The 17009-nt window shown below is 54.9% G+C and carries 12 protein-coding genes; 10 read left to right on the top strand and 2 right to left on the bottom strand.

From position 1 onward, the window contains the following. Positions 1-131: 131 nt before the first annotated feature. A complete protein-coding gene (locus ACTVJH_RS05480) occupies positions 132-854 on the bottom strand; it encodes a 4Fe-4S dicluster domain-containing protein (RefSeq protein WP_455988279.1) in 723 nt (240 codons plus the stop codon). Further along, positions 847-3903: a formate dehydrogenase-N subunit alpha gene (fdnG, locus tag ACTVJH_RS05475; RefSeq protein ID WP_455988277.1), complete on the bottom strand. Its 3057-nt coding sequence runs from the start codon at positions 3901-3903 to the stop codon at positions 847-849. The genes ACTVJH_RS05480 and fdnG overlap by 8 nt, the downstream gene beginning before the upstream one ends. Before the next feature lie 396 nt (positions 3904-4299). Between fdnG and ACTVJH_RS05470 the strand changes: the two genes are divergently transcribed. The 10 genes from ACTVJH_RS05470 to wtpA all read left to right on the top strand — a co-directional run bounded on the left by ACTVJH_RS05470 (position 4300) and on the right by wtpA (position 16968). After that, a complete protein-coding gene (locus ACTVJH_RS05470; protein WP_455988275.1) occupies positions 4300-5007 on the top strand; it encodes a formate dehydrogenase accessory sulfurtransferase FdhD in 708 nt (235 codons plus the stop codon). Between the two features lie 101 nt (positions 5008-5108). Continuing rightward, on the top strand, positions 5109-6353 hold the full coding sequence (locus ACTVJH_RS05465; RefSeq protein WP_455988273.1) for a molybdopterin molybdotransferase MoeA: 1245 nt from the start codon (positions 5109-5111) through the stop codon (positions 6351-6353). 358 nt (positions 6354-6711) lie between these two features. Further along, positions 6712-8646 (top strand): molybdopterin biosynthesis protein, encoded by a 1935-nt coding sequence (locus ACTVJH_RS05460; protein ID WP_455988271.1) that lies wholly within the window; start codon positions 6712-6714, stop codon positions 8644-8646. A gap of 91 nt (positions 8647-8737) precedes the next feature. Next, complete coding sequence (locus ACTVJH_RS05455) at positions 8738-9985, top strand: ABC transporter substrate-binding protein (RefSeq protein ID WP_455988269.1); 1248 nt, start codon at positions 8738-8740, stop codon at positions 9983-9985. Next, on the top strand, positions 9982-12036 hold the full coding sequence (locus tag ACTVJH_RS05450) for an ATP-binding protein (protein ID WP_455988267.1): 2055 nt from the start codon (positions 9982-9984) through the stop codon (positions 12034-12036). The genes ACTVJH_RS05455 and ACTVJH_RS05450 overlap by 4 nt, the downstream gene beginning before the upstream one ends. Then, on the top strand, positions 12033-12746 hold the full coding sequence (locus ACTVJH_RS05445) for a response regulator (protein ID WP_455988265.1): 714 nt from the start codon (positions 12033-12035) through the stop codon (positions 12744-12746). Before ACTVJH_RS05450 ends, ACTVJH_RS05445 begins: the two co-directional genes overlap by 4 nt. A gap of 15 nt (positions 12747-12761) precedes the next feature. Then, positions 12762-13319, top strand: coding sequence for a peroxiredoxin family protein (locus tag ACTVJH_RS05440; RefSeq protein ID WP_455988263.1), 558 nt, complete (start codon positions 12762-12764; stop codon positions 13317-13319). Between the two features lie 52 nt (positions 13320-13371). Continuing rightward, positions 13372-15099 carry a rhodanese-like domain-containing protein gene (locus ACTVJH_RS05435; protein ID WP_455988261.1) on the top strand — a complete coding sequence of 576 codons (1728 nt, stop codon included), beginning with the start codon at positions 13372-13374 and terminating at the stop codon, positions 15097-15099. After that, on the top strand, positions 15066-15581 hold the full coding sequence (locus ACTVJH_RS05430; RefSeq protein WP_455988259.1) for a MauE/DoxX family redox-associated membrane protein: 516 nt from the start codon (positions 15066-15068) through the stop codon (positions 15579-15581). Before ACTVJH_RS05435 ends, ACTVJH_RS05430 begins: the two co-directional genes overlap by 34 nt. Before the next feature lie 415 nt (positions 15582-15996). Beyond that, complete coding sequence (wtpA, locus tag ACTVJH_RS05425; protein WP_455988257.1) at positions 15997-16968, top strand: tungstate ABC transporter substrate-binding protein WtpA; 972 nt, start codon at positions 15997-15999, stop codon at positions 16966-16968. Positions 16969-17009 lie beyond the last annotated feature (41 nt).

Genomic DNA, 17009 nt, shown 5'->3' with positions numbered 1-17009 from the left:
TTTATTCAATCCCCCCTCCACGCTCAAACATACAAAAAGGGCATCCCGTAACGGGATGCCCTTTTTGTATGATGGTTTCTCCAAACAGGACCGCCCACACAGTGGGCGGTCCAGCAACAAGGGGAGGGTGTCTATCCAACCCGGCGTTTAAGGGCCGGGAAGATTTTTGCCAGGGCCTGGGCCCTGTTCATGGTTTTGGGATACTTGGCCGAAGCAACGGCAAAATTGTGATACCAGGAGGGCGGATAGATCGAGAGATAGATCGTACCCACGCTGTCCGGATCAAGCAATTGCGCATCGGGATAGTCTTTCTTCAACTCGGCCAGGCGTTTCTCAGCCAGGGCGAGCATCTCATCCCGTTCTCCAAAATTCATGGTTCCGGTGGGACAGGCCTGAACGCAGGCAGGCAAAAGCCCGTTCTGAACCCGGTCCAGACACATGTCACACTTGCTCCAGACCCCGGTTATGGGATCACGGCGGGGGATATTGTACGGGCAGAGATCCAGGGGGTCGAGGTCACCAAGCTTTTTGGTGTAATCGGTAAAGATGACCGCACCGGTATCCCGATCCTGGACGATCGCCCGTTCGTCATAATCGTCGGCCATGTACTTGCAGGGCGGATCAATACAATGACGGCACTGCTCGGGAAAAAAGAGCCATTTCACGCCGTCCTGGGCATCCTGTTCCGTATACCTGACCAGTTTATAAGTTGTGAAGGACAGATCCTGAGGATTCTGGTAACTGCCCATGTTTTTTGTTTTTTCTGCCGGGAGCTTGTGCCACTGCTTGCATGCAACCTGGCAACCCCGACACGCCGTGCACCGAGAGAGGTCTACAAGAAATGCTTTAGGCATTGATCTCACCCTCCTTTGCTTTGCGTACGTTGACCATGAACGCCTTGGTTTCCGGGATTCCCGTGTTGGGATCACCTACGGCCGGGGTGAGCAGATTGGCTGCGTCGCCTCCGCTTCCGTCCTGAGGGAACTGCCAGCCGAAATGCCACGGAATGCCGATCTGATGGACCGTATTACCCAGAACATGGAAAGGCTTGAACCGGGAGGTTACAATAGCCACGGCCCAGAGCTTGCCGCGCACACTTTCGAGCATGACTTTTTCTCCATTCTCGATCCCGCGCAGTTTAGCCAATTCCTTACTCATTTCACAGAACATCTGGGGCTGAGCCTCCAGCAGCCAGGGGGTGTGTCTGGTCATAAGTCCGGTCTGCCAATGTTCGGTAACCCGGTAGGTGCTGCAGACAAAGGGATACCTGGGATCACAGACAGCCTTTTCCTCGTTGTCGAAATGCAGGGCAACGGGGCTGCGCAGCCGTTTGGAGAAGGGATTCCTGTCCACAGGACATTCCATGGGTTCATAGTGCTCGGGGAACGGACCGTCGTTGCGCCCCGGACCGTAAATCTGCCCGAAACCTTCCTTGCGCATAATAAAAGGATATTTGGTCCCGGGAGCCCATCCGCCGTCGGGCACGTCGCCTTCCCATGTCTTGGCCGCAGCGTTCCAGGCGATGACCGGTTTTTCAGAGGCATACGGCCTGCCCTTGAGATCCACGGAAGCCCGGTTGTAGATAATCCTTCGGTTGACAGGCCAACACCATGCCCAATTGGGATACAGACCGATCTTGGCCTGCATCTCTGTCTGGGTCTTGTCCATCCGGGCGGCCATGTTTCCTTTCTCCGTGAAGGAATTACAATACAACCAGTTCCCGGAATTGGTGGAGCCATCATCCTGGAGAAAGGCAAAGCTCGGAACCAGGGTGCCCTTCTTGTAGGTTTTGCCTTTGATAGTGGTATCCTTGAGAAAATACCCATTGATCAGCTTGGCCGTCTTCTCGGCATTGAACCCGTGATCATCCTGCCAGGTGTCGATATCCAGATTCAGAATCGGACCGGCAAAGGCACCTCCGTCTTCCAGATACTTGTCTTTGACCCTCTGGGCCAACTCACAAATGATATGCCCGTCGGATTTGGTCAGTCCCATGGGTTTGGGACCGGCCGTGCGCCACTGCATCCAGCGGCCCGAATTGGTGATCGAACCTTCTTTTTCAATGGACGTACAGCAAGGCAGGAAAAAGACCTCTGTCTTGATCTCACTGGGCTTCATGCCGGGCCCACGCCAGAAGGAACCGGTTTCGTTGTCAAAGATGTTTACGTTGACCATCCAGTCCAGTTTGGTCATGGCCCGTCTGGTCTTGTTGGAATCGGCACCACTGCAGGCGGGATTCTGTCCCCAGGCAAAAAATCCCCGGAATTCTTCCTTATCCATGGCATCGAAAAGCTGGAGCCATGTATAGGTCTTGCCACTTTCGGCCTTGGGCAGCCAGGTATAGGAAACTTCCTGGTCCGTTTCCGGGTACATGGCCCGGAGCAGACTGACCGAGTACTTGGGGTAGTTCTGCCACCAATTGGCGCTCTTGGGATCGTTGCTGTGCGGGGTATAGGCTTCGTTGTACGCCTTGAGAGTAGGCAGGTTCGATTTGGGAACACTGAGGTATCCAGGGATGATATGCCAGAGCAGGCAATGGTCCGTGGAGCCCTGAACATTGGATTCGCCGCGCAGGGCGTTGACGCCGCCGCCGGCCACACCGATATTTCCCAGAAGAAGCTGAATGATGGCCATGGAACGGATGTTCTGGACACCCACGGTATGCTGGGTCCAGCCCATGGCGTACATGATCGTGGCTGACTTGTCCGGCGTGCCCGTTGCCGCATAGGTCTTGTAGACTTCAAGGATCTTGTCCTTGGGCGTACCTGTAACGTCGGCAACCTTGTCCACATTGTACCTGGAAAAGTGCTTCTTGAGCAGCTGGAACACGCACCTGCTGTTCTTCAGGCTCGGGTCTTTTTTGGGGTTGCCGTCCTTGTCCCGTTCAAAGGCCCAATAGGACTTATCGTAAATCCCTCGGTAGGCACTTCCGGGAGCGTTTTCCGTATATCCGGAAAACAACCCGTCCTTGAATGCGAACTTCTTGTTGATGATAAAGGAGGCATTGGTGTAATTGACCATGTACTCCTGGAAAAAGAGCTTGTTATCCAGAATGTACTTGATCATCCCGCCGAGGAAGGCGATGTCGGTTCCACCGCGCAGGGGGGCGTAGATGTCCGCCTGGGTCGATGTCTGGGTGAACCTCGGGTCGACACTGATCAGTTTGGCCCCGTTCTCCTTGGCCTTGTTGACCCATTTAAAGGAGATGGGATGGTTGGAAGCCGCGTTACTGCCCATTACCAGAATGACGTCACTGTTCTTCAGATCGATCCAGTGGTTGGTCATTGCACCGCGTCCGAACGACTCTGCCAGAGCCGCAACAGTTGCGCTGTGTCAGATACGTGCCTGGTGCTCGATCCAGACCAGGCCAAGGGATCTCAGAAATGCCTGATACACCCAGCACTCTTCGTTATCCATTGCGGCAGAACCGACATTGGCGATCCCGTCGCACCGGTTGACCTCTTCACCCTTGCGATTTCTGTGATTAAAGGTCGCGTCCCTGGTCTTTTTGACCCTGTCGGCGATCTGATCAAGGGCCCACTCCCAGGAAACATATTCCCATTTGTCACTAAAGGGCGCCCTGTACATAGGTTGCAGGGCACGGGAATCGTTTTCCGTGAGCTGCCAGATCGAAGCGCCCTTGGCGCACAGCGAGCCTTCGTTGATGGGATGATCCGGGTTGCCCTCGACATTGATCGACCGGTTCAACCCGTCCTTGGAGGTGTGAACCAGAAGTCCGCACCCCACAGCACAATAGCAGCAGACAGATGTAGTTTCCTTGGCCCAGCGAAGTTTCAACAGCTGCGCCCGGGCCAGGGTCGGTTTGAGACTGATGCCCAAACCACCCAGCGCCATGACTGTTCCGGCCATCGCCGAAAATTTGAGAAACACTCTGCGTTTCATTTTTCCTCCTTTGGTTACAGGTCAGAACCTGAATCCATGGTATTCCAATGCATATCCCCGGACGTGGGAATACGCAGTAGCAGCCAGTTTTTCCTAATGAATAGAGTCACCTATTTAGCACAACATTTCTCGATGATGCAAGATCTTTTTAAAAAAAATCAAATGATCTTAAACTTATATGCCGAAAGTGGCATAGAAGAATCTATCCCCCCGCCGGAACGGAACAGGCCGGCTATCATATTTCAGGTACTTGCATGAGAACAAATGCGTCCTGGCTGCTGTGCCCCCGTCCATGGACTTTTCCTTTCTGTCCGGATATTACTCCACGAGTCTGCATAAAACCAAGCAGTTAACAAAGATTTTGTTCCCCCTTGCTGTACATCAGAGGACGATTTCATGAATTCCCCACCTATCACCACCTACCCATGCCGCAGGTTTCATGACAATGCCTGGCATAAAATTGAAGACACTATTCCTCAAGAGACCCGAATCAATCTGGCCTGGCCCGGCAAACAAACGACCTTGTGGGCCTTTCCCCATGATCTGGATATGCTCGCGCTCGGTCACGCCCTTGTCGAATGGAGTTCTTCCGGTCAGATTCCGGTTATCGATCAGGTGAACCAAAACACCTATTTTCTCAAACCCTGTTCTCGTGAGCAGCCCGGCAATCGATCCATGGATTTCTCCATCTCCTCCAGGGCTCTTCTTCCGGCCATGGACCTCTTTTTTTCCCGCCCCGGGATGTGGGAAACCACCGGCTGTTTTCACAGAATGGCCCTTTTCGACCCCAAGACAGCCACGATCGTACACTTTGTCGAAGACATCGCCCGGCACAATTGCGTTGACCGACTTGCGGGATGGTCCGTCCAGACAAACCGCCCCTTGGATGACCTGGCACTTCTCTGTTCCTCGCGGGTGACCGGCTCATTGATGCGCAAAATCATTCGCCTGGACCTGCCCATGGTCGTGAGTCGATCCGCCACGACCATGGGGGCCATCGACCAGGCGAAAGATCACCGGGTAACCCTTGTTGGATTTTCCCGGAACACGCGATTCACCGTGTTTTGCGATCCGAATGAGATGATTTCTGCCGGGGAGAACTGACCGGTTGCCATCTGGCCCTTGTTCTTGCATACAAATTTCCCTATCATCCGGTACATGAACAGGAACATACACGTACATATATCACTCAAGGCATATTCATAATGAAACAGGATTTCTTCCAGGTTATTTCCCCCTGCGCTTTTCTCGATCTTCTCCAAACATTTCATTTGGTTGAAGAGGAACGGATCGATTTCCAGGAGGGTGTCCACCGGATCCTGGCCAAAGACATCGAGTCGCCCGAAAATCTCCCCCAGGCAAACCGTTCCTCCATGGACGGTTTCGCCGTTCATGCCCAGGACACCTTCGGGGCCAGCGAAGCCAACCCGGCCTATCTTGAAAACAGATCCGACCTTAAAATCGACGAACTCGCACAAGCCCCCCTTGCCCATGGCGAATGCATGGGTATCACCACCGGCGGCACCCTGCCCGAGGGGGGTGACGCCGTGGTCATGGTCGAATACTGCCAGGAACTCGGCGCCGGGACCATTGAGGTCCGCAAGAGCGTGGTCCCGGGAGACAATGTCATGCTCGCAGGAGAAGATGTTGCCAGAGGATCGATCGTGCTCTCCAGAGGGAAGCGTCTTCGAGCCCAGGAGATAGGTCTTTTGGCGGCACTGGGTATCACGAAGATCGATGTGTTCAAACAGGTTCGGGCCGGGATCATTTCCACAGGCGACGAACTCGTGGAGGTCCATCAAACCCCGCAACCGGGTCAGGTCAGGGATGTGAATACCTCCACCCTGTCCTGTCTGCTGGGCCGGGTGAATGCCCTGACCACCCCCTACGGTCTGGTCAAAGACGACCTCACGAGCATCACGACCGTTCTGGAACAAGGGCTGGCTGAAAACGACGCCCTTTTCATCTCCGGTGGATCGTCCGTGGGTACGCGGGATCTGACTATCGAGGCCATCCTCTCCCTGCCCGATGCAAAAATCATGGCCCACGGGGTTTCAATAAGCCCGGGCAAGCCGACCATCCTGGCGTCTGTCAAGGGCAAGCCGATCATGGGCCTGCCCGGCCAGGTCACTTCGGCGCAGGTGATCATGCTCATTTTCGGGTGCCCCTTGCTGGATCATCTCGGCGGGCACAAACGGGCCCTGGATATTTCACTGCGTCCGCGTATTCCGGCCACCCTGGCCACCAATGTATCTTCCAAACAGGGACGCGAAGACTATGTCCGGGTCCAGCTGACGAATCCCGAAAACACGAAAACACCCCAGGCCGTCCCCAGAACCGGGAAATCAGGCCTGCTCAAGACCCTGGTCCACTGCGACGGACTCGTACGCATCCCGGCCGAAAGCGAAGGACTGCTCGCCGGCAGCGAGGTCATGGTCTGGATGATATGAAGGAAAAGTGCGCAGGGCACAGTGCGCAGGGCGCAGTACAAAACATGCCCATACCCAAGAGCAGGGGCAATGAAATAATCAGACTCGGATGGAGACACCATCCCAAAATACGTCCAACATAACGAGTAAACAATCTTTTTCCTGCGTACTGTGTACTGCGTACTGTGTACTGTACACTGTGCCCTGCGCCCTGCGCCCTGCGCCTTGGGCACTGCGCACTGCGTACTGCGTACTGCGCACTGCGTACTGTGTACTGCATACTGCGCACTGCGTACTGCGCACTGCGCACTGTGTACTGCGTACTGCCTACTGCGTACTATAATACTGCACACTTCCTCCAACCCTTGAGGATTTCTTTATGGAACGAAATATCTATCTCGATCTGATGTCCATTCCCGAGGCCATTGCCAAGGTGACTGCGGCCCTGGACCGGGACGCGTTGATCAACCTTGAGACCATTCCTTCCCACGAGGCATGTGGCAGAGTGTTGGCCCGACCCGTGTACGCCAAGACCTCTTCCCCCACCTTTCATTCCGCGGCCATGGACGGAATCGCAGTCAAGGCGGCGTCCACCTTTGCCGCCCGGGAAGGCAGCCCCGTCCGGCTTGCCAAGGATACGGATTATCTCCCCATCAACACGGGCAATCCCCTGCCCGAGGGCATGGACGCGGTGATCATGATCGAGGAGATCCTCGAAGACACGGGCGAGAGCGTGACCATTGAAAAAGGGGCCTTCCCCATGCAGCATGTCCGGCGGATCGGCGAGGATATCGTGGCCACGGAGCTGCTCCTTCCCCAGAACCACACCCTGTCGCCCTACGACATCGGGGCCCTGCTCAGTGCCGGAATCTGGGAGATCGCTGTCTGGGAGCCCGTGCGCATGACCATCATCCCCACGGGTGACGAGGTCCTGGATTTCACCACCCGTCCTGCCCCGCAATCCGGCCAGGTCATCGAGAGCAATTCCCAGGTCTTTCTGGCCATTGCCAGTGCCTGGAACTGCACAACGCAACGCGTCTCCCCTGTGCCGGATGATCCCGATGCCCTGAAAACTGCCATTAATCGAGCCATCGACCAGGGTGCCCATGTGGTCGTCGTGGGAGCCGGCTCATCGGCCGGGAGCAAGGATTTTTCAAAATCAGTGATCAATGAATTAGGTGAGGTGCTGGTCCATGGGATTTCGGTCATGCCGGGCAAACCCTCCATTCTCGGCACGGTGCAGGGACGGCTCGTGGTCGGCGTACCCGGCTATCCGGTCAGCGCGGTGGTCTGCATCGAGGAACTGCTCGGTACCATCGTGGCCTGGCTCTCCCGGGCCAGGGTCTGGGAACGCCCGGAAATTTCTGTGGAAATGGCCCGCAAGGTCCCCTCCAAGCTGGGACTCGAAGAGCGGGTCAGACTGGCCATCGGCCGGGTCGGCGACAAGAACGTGGCCATCCCCCTGGCGCGGGGGGCGGGCATGATCACCACTCTGACCAGGGCCCACGGGGTGACCTCCATCCCCGCCACCAGCGAAGGGGTGGAACAGGGCGCCACGCTCACGGCCCGGCTGCTGGTGCCCAGGGCCGAACTCGAGCAGACCCTTTTGGTCATCGGAAGCCACGACAACACCGTGGATCTGCTGGCCAACGGACTCATGGGGCTGGAAGATCCCCTCTACCTGGCCTCCAGCCATGTGGGTTCCATGGGCGGACTGATGGCCCTCAAATCCGGATCGACCATGGTTGCCGGAGCCCATCTCTTTGACCCGGAAACCGAAGATTACAATTTTCCCTTTATCCGCAAATATCTTCCCGACATGGACCTGATCGTGGTCAATCTGGCCATCCGTCATCAGGGATTTATTGTCGCTCCAGGCAATCCGATGGGAATTATCTCCATCGAGGATCTTGTCCGACAAAAAGCCCGCTTCGTGAACCGCCAGCGCGGGGCCGGAACCCGGATCCTCTTTGACCACGCCCTGAAACAGGCCGGCAAGTCCCCTGCGGATATCGTGGGATATGCAAGCGAGGAATTCACCCATATGGCCCTGGCCGCCAATGTGCTCACAGGTGCGGCCGATTGCGGTCTGGGCATCTTTGCCGCTGCCAGGGCATTGGGCCTCGGGTTCGCCCCACTGGCCAGGGAACGCTATGATCTGCTCATCCCCAAGGCCCATTTCGACGACCCCAAGATCCACACCCTGCTGGCCATGATCCGCCAGGACACCATCAAGGAACAGATCGAGTCTCTGGGAGGGTATGAAACCACCCTCACTGGTCAGATCATGCAGCCCGGACAAGGACTGGGATAGGGCCGCAGAAATCTTCTGCCGGCATACACCGCTAACGAGCACCAGGAATCAGTATCAACTGACCACCACCTCTTGCCCCAGGTGAGACATCATGCAACCACACCGCAGGATCATTCTTGCCATTTGGCTCGCGGTATCGGCCTTTACACTCGGATTGAACGCATGCACTCCCAATGAATATACAGCCAATCCGGACAAACTTTCTCCTGGGGTAACCCCCACCGAGGTGGTTTTTGGATCCTCACTGCCGCTTACGGGTCACGCCAGCTATCTGGGGCGTCAGATCTCCGTCGGGGCCAAGGCCTATATCCAGCATGTCAATGAACAGGGCGGGGTGCATGGCCGACAAATCCGGATCATTACCTACGACGACAGCTACGACCCTCCCAAATGCCTGGCCAACACCCAGAAATTGATTATCGATGACCAGGTTTTCGGCCTGTTTTGCTACGTGGGCACACCAACCACGGTCAAAATCATCCCCCTGGTCAAGGACGCCCAGATTCCGCTGATCGGCATGTTCACCGGGGCCAATGCCCTGCGTGTGCCCTTTAACAAATATATCATCAATATCAGGGCCTCCTACTACCAGGAGACAGAGGCCGCGGTAGAACACATGGTCAAGGATCTGGGACTGAAAAAAATTGCGGTCTTTTACCAGTACGACACCTATGGATTCGACGGATTGACCGGCACGGAGCTCGCCTTGAAGGAATACGGCCTGGCTCCGGTTGCCAGGGGATCCTATATCCGGGGGACCATGGATGTGGAGGAAGGTCTCGACCATATCGCCTCCTCCGGAGCCGAGGCCGTGGTCATGATCGGGACGTACGATCCCTGTGCCAAATTCATCCGGCTGGCATCCTCGAGGAATTTCAATCCCATCTTCTATACGGTCTCCTTTGTCGGGGCCGAGGAATTTGCCCGTCACTTCAGCCCCAAGAGCCGGGAAAGAATCATCATGTCCCAGGTCGTTCCTCCGGTGGCCGGGCCTGAAACCGAACGGCTGCTTGGTGACGCCACGGAATTTACCGACCTTCTGGCCCGCTATTTTCCTGAAAGCAAAGCGGATTTCGTGGCCCTGGAGGGATATATCAACGCCAAGGTCCTGGTCGAGGCCCTTGAAAAGGCGGGGCCGGACCTGACCAGGACCAATTTCATCACCGCCATCGAATCCCTGCAGAGTTTCCATCTGGGCGGGGACACGGTCATCAATTTCAGTCCGACCGACCACCAGGGCATGGAGCGGGTCTATTTCACCCGGCTGGTCAACGGGACATTCGAACTCTTCGACAACTGGCTCGAACTCCTCGAGGACATTCCGGGAGGTAACCAATGAATCCCAGGTCACTCCCCGGGCGCATCTCCCGCCATATCAAGGAGTTCTCTCACAAGAGTCTGAAAAACAAAATCTTTTTTTCCATTCTGGTGGTCATTCTGATCATCAGCGCGACCATCGCCCTGCTGGCCCGGTGGATCCTGGTCTCCAGCCTCTCCTCGGAACTCCAACTCCGCGGCATCGCCATTGCCCACAGTATTGCCGAACGCGGCGGGGGGTATGTGCTCGACAAAAACTACCCCAAACTCCTGGCATTGATCTTTGACGAAGCGACCCTTCTCGAACGCCAGCACATGATCAATTACATCTATGTAACCGATCGGGACAACAAGATACTCAGCCACACCCTGTCCAAGCCCTTTCCCGAGGAGATGTCCCAGGCCAATCAGGTCCCTCCGGACAGGGAGCACAGCGTCGTACTCATCAATTTCGACCGCCATCCTACCTATGACATCGCCGTGCCCATCAAGGAGGGAATCTACCGCATCGGCACGGCCCACGTGGGGCTCAGCAAACAGCACATGGACAATCTGGTCTCCAAACTGAGGATCACCTTTCTGGGGTTCATCTCCGCGGTCATCGTGATCATCTTTCTTATCAGCCATCGTCTGGCCCAGAACATCACCCGCCCCCTGACCCGGCTGACCAGCATTTCCGACGAAATCAGCAAGGGGAACTTCGATACGAACATCAACCTGAATCTTGGAGACAGGGAAAAAGGATGGGACGCATCGCAATGTCCCGCCTATCGGGACAGCAATGTTCCCTGCTGGCATTTCGACCAGCAGTGCCGACTCGGTGAAAATGGTCAGAACGAGGAATTGCTGCACAATTGCAAAAATTGTGTGTTCTATCGCAAACGCGAAGGGGACGAGGTCCTTCAGCTGGCCGACTCGTTCATGAACATGGTCTGGAGCATCCGCCTGTACCGTAAGCGGCTTCAGGAATCCGAGGGCAAGTATCGCTCCCTGTTCGACAGCGGTCCGGATCCCATATTTGTCGTGGAGAGCGACACCTATTCCATCCTCGATGCCAATCGACGGACTGAAGAAATCTATGGTTTTAAAAAAAAGGAACTCATCGGCAGGTCCTTTCTCGATCTGGGGTCCGAACAAAACGAAGATTTCACCAAGTTCTTTGAAAAAAGCGACCATGCCTCAGATTACGTCCAATTTCTCAAGATGATCCAGTACAAAAAGGACGGATCTCCTTTCTACGTCAATGCCCATGCCTGTCCCATCAGTTACAAGGGGAAACAGGCCATCATCGTTTCGGCAACAGATATTACCGAGATGATTGAAAAGGATGCCCAGCTCATCCAGGCGAGCAAGATGAAAACCCTGGGCGAAATGTCCGCCGGTATCGCCCACGAGTTGAATCAGCCCCTTAACGCCATCAAGATGGGCAGTGAATTCCTGGAGATGTCCCTGGAGGATGACCGGGAGATCCCCAAGGATCTGGTCAGTCAGGTGGCCACGGACATCTGTCAGCAGGTCGATCGTGCCACAGATATTATCAATAATCTCAGAGCATTTGGTCGGAAATCAACCATTTTCAAAGAACGCATCAACATCGATGAACCCATAGAAGGGGTGCTCTCCATTGTCCGGCGTCAGTTCCTCCTGGAAAAGATCGATTTCGATCTGCACCTGGGGACCCATCTCCCGTTGATCGTCGCCCACAACAATCGTTTGCAACAGGTCTTTTTCAACATTATAACCAATGCCAGAGACGCCATCGTTGAAAAAAAACTGAAGACAGGCAAGGATGTTTCCGGCAGGATCAAAGTGACCACCGGACGAGAGTCCAATCGGGTGGCCGTCAGGATTGAAGACAACGGCATCGGTATCCCCGAAGAGGTTATCAACAGTATATTCGAGCCCTTTTTCACCACCAAGGAAACAGGGCAGGGCATGGGGCTCGGCCTGGCCATCACCTACGGAATCATCAAGGATTACAATGGCGATATCCGGATCAAGAGCACGCCGGGCCAAGGGACAGAATTCACCATTTCCTTTCCCGTGCCCGAAGAACCGGAGGCGAGTGCATGAGTAAAAAAATTCTTGTCATTGACGACGAACGTCCCACCCTCAAAATGTTCGGCCTGTTTTTGAACGTTTACGGATACGAGATGCTGACCGCTGAAAATGGGGAAGAGGGGATAGAGATTTTCAAGACGCACAAACCGCCCATTGTTTTGACGGATATCAAAATGCCGGGCATGGATGGCATCGAGGTTTTACGAAGGATAAAGAAAATCGATCCGTCCACAGAGGTCATCGTCATCACAGGTCACGGAGATATGGATCTGGCCATCGAGGCCCTGAATCTGGACGCCACGGACTTTCTCAACAAACCCATCCAGCGTCACGCCCTGGAACAGGCCCTGCAGCGGGCCAATGAACGTATCGACATCAATCAATCGAAAAAGGATGAAATTTCTCTGGAAGATCATGCCAGCTATGCCGTCATCAACCTCCAGGGAAACATCACCTCCCTTTCCGAGCCCTTTCTGCAGGAAACCTACAAACAGGCGTTGGCACTCAACAGGGACAAGCTCATCCTCCATTTCAGCGAGAACGCCTCCATCAACGGTGCGGGCATCGCTATCCTGACCCAATTGCTCCTGGACAGCGAAAAACAGGGCGTACCCGTGAGTATTTCGGGATTGTCGGAAAATTTCCGCAAGGTCTTTTCCCTCGTGGGAATGACCAATCTGGTGACTATCTACGATACCATCGAAGAAGCCGCGCAGGCGTAACCCCTAGGAGTTTTCATGCAAATGCCGAGAGTTTGGATCGCGACAATAAGCCTGGCACTTTTTTTTGCCTCTGCCGCACCCTCCCTGGCTCAATCCCCTCCAGAACCCGGGCAGTCTCTCTCCCCCATAACCTTTTCCCTTCCCGGAAAACCCGAAGACATGGCCTATCTCGGTATCGACGCTGCTGCAAAAGACTTCACGCTTGCCGATATCCAGGCCGATCTCATCTTTCTCGAGATCATCGGTGTCTATTGCCCCCAATGCTACAGACAACTTCCGCTGTTCAAAGATGTACATACCCGCATCGAACGCGGCAAACTCAAAAATCGGGTCAAGATGTTCTCCGTGGCCGCCGGAGGCAACCAGCCCGAGGTGGATCTGCTCACAAAAACTCAGCAATATCCCTTTCCTGTTCTTCAAGACCCTGACTATACCGTGCACAAGGCACTTGCCGAACCCTTGACCCCGTTCACCATGCTTCTACGGCCCGATGGAACCGTACTATTCACCCACCTCGGGGTTATCGAGGATGTCGATTCCTTCTACCGGACCATCAAAAAACTGGTGCTCTGACAGCCCGCTTCCCAACATGACCCGCAACGGCAAAAATCCCGACGAGGTGATCATGGAATCTCCCCCTGCACCATCGGTAGATAACGGGATGGACAGGCAGCTTTTCTATCTCACCTCCTTTTTTCATACCTCCCAGGAACTGGTCGGTCTGCGACAACCCGTCAAGATCATGGAAAAATTCTTGCTCATGGTCATGGGACCCCTGGGTGTTTCCCAGGGGGTGATCGGGCTGGTTGACCGGGAACGACAGACCGGAAACGTTATCGGACGCAATGTCACCGATCAGGAAAGAGAGCGGCTCCAGGAAAATCTCATTCATCTTCAGGATCGACTCGAGGTTCTGCATTCCGAGGACTCGACCAAGGGGCCGGCGATCCCCTTTTTTGTTCTGCACGCAACCAGCCTGGGTATGGATTTCTTTCCCTTTGAAACCTCTCTGATTATTCCATGGACCATTGACGAGCGGTATCAAGGCGTTCTGGCGCTCGGGAAAAAAATTACCAACGAGGAATTCACGCCTGACGAGCGGTTCATCCTGACATCCCTTGTCCCGACCCTGACAGCCTCTCTGGGATCGGCCATTCTGACCAGCCACGTCCAGCAGCTGAACAATGAGCTCCGTCAGAAAAACAAGAGCCTGGCAGACGCTGTAACCTGTCTGGAAGGCAAGGAAAAGGAACTCGACAGAGAAATCCTGGAGTTGTCGTCCTTAAACGAGGTGAACAAGGAACTCAGGCAGCTGGGTGAACCTGAAACCATCATGCGTTCCTTTCTCCTGCACGTGCTCGGCATCCGCTGGGCCAAACAGGGATTTCTGATCCTGCTCAGACGCGACACCCGAGAGGTGTTGCAGGTCCAACGGGGGTATTCCTGGTCCGAGCTCACCATTGAAAACGCAGAAAAACTCATGTTCTGCGCCCTATCCAATCTGGGCACCAAGACATTGGAGCCGCTTACCTGCGGACAGATTCAGGATACAGGATGTTTTGCACAACTCGAATTCCAATTCCCGGGGGTCGAGCAGGCCCATCTCTTTGTCCTTGAGCAGGATACCCTGGGTTTGATCGGATTCTCGCACTTCCACCAGGTCACCTCCGAGGGCACGGATGACGATGGAACCTTCCAGGCCCAGATGACCAGCTTCATGGTCCACATGAAAAACGTGCTGGCCTTTGCCACCATCACCCGATTGAACCGGGATCTCGAACGCAGAAACACCGAACTCCAAGCGACCATCGACAAACTGACCCGGGCCCATCAAACGATTGATGTGCTGGAAAAAACCAGGGAAAAATTCAGACAGACCCTGGACAGGGAATCTCACCGCATCCAGCGGGCAACGGGCTTTGATTTCGTGCTCATTCTGCTGGTGGGGACCCTTCTTGGCCTGTTGTTCAACTACAAGAGCCCGCAGGGAATCTCCATCATCCCCCAGGAGTGGACACATTCCAAGGTGGCCGAGATCAGGCTCGAGGAAGTCGTTGCCAATCAAAAGACCGAGCAGGCATTGCTCATCGACGCCCGACCCCAGGAATTTTTCCGGATCGAACACCTTCCAGGGGCCATCAATCTCTCTCCCGATCTTTTTGAAATGATGTACCCCATGCTCCTGGGAAACGAGGACCTGGAACGACCGATCATCGTATACGGACGGACAGTGAGCCGACATTACGATCAGGATATCGCGTACAGGCTGGGATCCAGGGATCATGAACATGTCAGGATTTTCATTGGAGGACTCAGGGAATGGAAACATCGAGGACACCCGCTATCCCCATAACCTGGGGAGAACGATTCCTTGCTTTGCTCTTCAACCGATACATCGCCTTCATCCTGAGGCTGTATATCGGGGGAATCTTCATCTATGCCAGCCTGAGCAAGATAAGTTATCCTGCTGATTTCGCGACCAATATCGCCAATTACATGCTCGTGCCCTATTGGGCGGTCAATCTGTTGGCAGTGGTCATGCCCTGGCTGGAACTCATCTGCGGCATCCTGCTTATCGCAGGGGTCAGATCCCGCGCAGCGATCATGATCATCGGGTCGCTCATGTTCGTGTTCACCCTGGCTATCGGGATCAATCTGTGGCGGGGAACGGCCATCAGCTGCGGGTGTTTTCATGCCGTTGAAGATCCCATGACCATGACCACCCTGATGCGGGATATCATGTGGCTGGCCATGTGCGGCTACATCTATTTCTTTGATTCCTGGCTCCAGCTCGACCGGGTCCTTATGAACCGACTCCGCCAGGCAGAGACCTGACCCGTTCTCATCATTTACGCTCTTTTCCGCCCGTTGACAGCCCCTCACCCCCTCCTCCCATCCCTTTGGCAGGTCTGCCCGTATTGAAACTGCCATACCGAACGGATTCTCCTGCACGGTGGATCCATCCATGGACATCGAGAACTCATTGTTGTAAGTTATGTCTGGTTTCACTCAAGACATCATAGCGTGAGCAATGGATATATCCCGTTCCCGGCACGCATCAAAGAACCTGCAATCAGGAATTGCGGATGCGATCCAAGGATGAACGGCTCAACGATCCTATCCAACGAAAGGTCCCGGATTCCCATTCATCCCTCCAGGCGTCTCGGACTATGATGACACAACAATCGCAGCCGTCCGCAGACGGCATTGCCCTGTGGACGGCTGCATTTTTCAACCCAAGGAGAAGCAGATGAAAATTTTGGTATGGACTCTGGCCCTTGTTCTGGGTATCGCCCTGTCCTCGTCCCCGTCCCTGGCCGCACCTTCAGGCAAGGTGGTCATTTTCCACGCCGGAAGCCTGACCGTGCCCCTGGAACAGATCGAAAAGGATTTTGAAGCCAAATATCCCGGCGTGGATGTTCTCCGTGAAGGCGGCGGTTCCACCAAGATGGCCAGGCTCATCTCCGAGGTGGGCAAGTATGCGGACATCATGGCCTCGGCCGATTACACGGTCATCGACAACAACCTCGTCCCCAAGAGTGCCGACTGGAACATCCGTTTCGCCACCAACCAGCTCGTACTCTGCTACACGGACACAAGCCGATACGCTGACGAAATAACCACAGACAATTGGTACGAGATTCTCCAGAAAAAAGACGTCGTCTGGGGCCATTCCGACCCCAATCTGGACCCTTGCGGCTACCGGAGTCTGATGGTTCTCCAGCTGGCCGAGAAGTTTTACGGGGTCAAGGGGTTGTATCAGAGCCTCCTGGACAACCGGCCCATAAAAAACGTCCGTCCCAAATCCGTGGAACTGGTCAACCTGCTCAAGACCGGCAACATGGACTATGCATGGGAATACCTTTCCGTGGCTGTTCAGCACGGGCTCAAGTACATCACCCTGGACGACCACATCAACCTGGGCAATTACAAGTTCGATAACTTCTACAAGATGGCCGAAGTCAAGGTGAGCGGGAAGAAGCCAGGGACGTGGAATGTCAAAAAAGGCAAATCATGCACCTACGGGATCACCATGATCAAGGAGAGCACCAATAAGGAGGCGACCATCGCCTTTTTGAAATATATGCTCGATCCTGAAGGCGGACTCAAGGTCTTGAAAGACATGGGGCAGCCCCCGTTCATCCCCTGCCGCATCGCCGATCAGGCGGAGTACGACAAGCTTCCCCAGGCCCTGAAGCCTCTGGTCGAGGTCAAGAATTAGAACGGCGACCCTGAATCCTACCTTCCTGCATTGCGACCCAT

Source organism: Desulfoplanes sp. PS50, assembly GCF_053851535.1.
The sequence above is the reverse complement of the archived record's forward strand: the minus strand, read 5'-3'. Positions and strand labels throughout refer to the sequence as shown.

Bases quoted from the DNA above. Each gene is read 5' to 3' on its own strand.
- ACTVJH_RS05445 (WP_455988265.1), top strand. From the start codon at position 12,033: ATGAGTAAAAAAATTCTTGTCATTGACGACGAACGTCCCACCCTCAAA.
- ACTVJH_RS05435 (WP_455988261.1), top strand. From the start codon at position 13,372: ATGGAATCTCCCCCTGCACCATCGGTAGATAACGGGATGGACAGGCAG.
- ACTVJH_RS05450 (WP_455988267.1), top strand. From the start codon at position 9,982: ATGAATCCCAGGTCACTCCCCGGGCGCATCTCCCGCCATATCAAGGAG.
- ACTVJH_RS05455 (WP_455988269.1), top strand. From the start codon at position 8,738: ATGCAACCACACCGCAGGATCATTCTTGCCATTTGGCTCGCGGTATCG.
- ACTVJH_RS05480 (WP_455988279.1), bottom strand. From the start codon at position 854: ATGCCTAAAGCATTTCTTGTAGACCTCTCTCGGTGCACGGCGTGTCGG.
- ACTVJH_RS05440 (WP_455988263.1), top strand. From the start codon at position 12,762: ATGCAAATGCCGAGAGTTTGGATCGCGACAATAAGCCTGGCACTTTTT.
- ACTVJH_RS05465 (WP_455988273.1), top strand. From the start codon at position 5,109: ATGAAACAGGATTTCTTCCAGGTTATTTCCCCCTGCGCTTTTCTCGAT.
- ACTVJH_RS05430 (WP_455988259.1), top strand. From the start codon at position 15,066: ATGGAAACATCGAGGACACCCGCTATCCCCATAACCTGGGGAGAACGA.
- wtpA (WP_455988257.1), top strand. From the start codon at position 15,997: ATGAAAATTTTGGTATGGACTCTGGCCCTTGTTCTGGGTATCGCCCTG.
- ACTVJH_RS05460 (WP_455988271.1), top strand. From the start codon at position 6,712: ATGGAACGAAATATCTATCTCGATCTGATGTCCATTCCCGAGGCCATT.
- ACTVJH_RS05470 (WP_455988275.1), top strand. From the start codon at position 4,300: ATGAATTCCCCACCTATCACCACCTACCCATGCCGCAGGTTTCATGAC.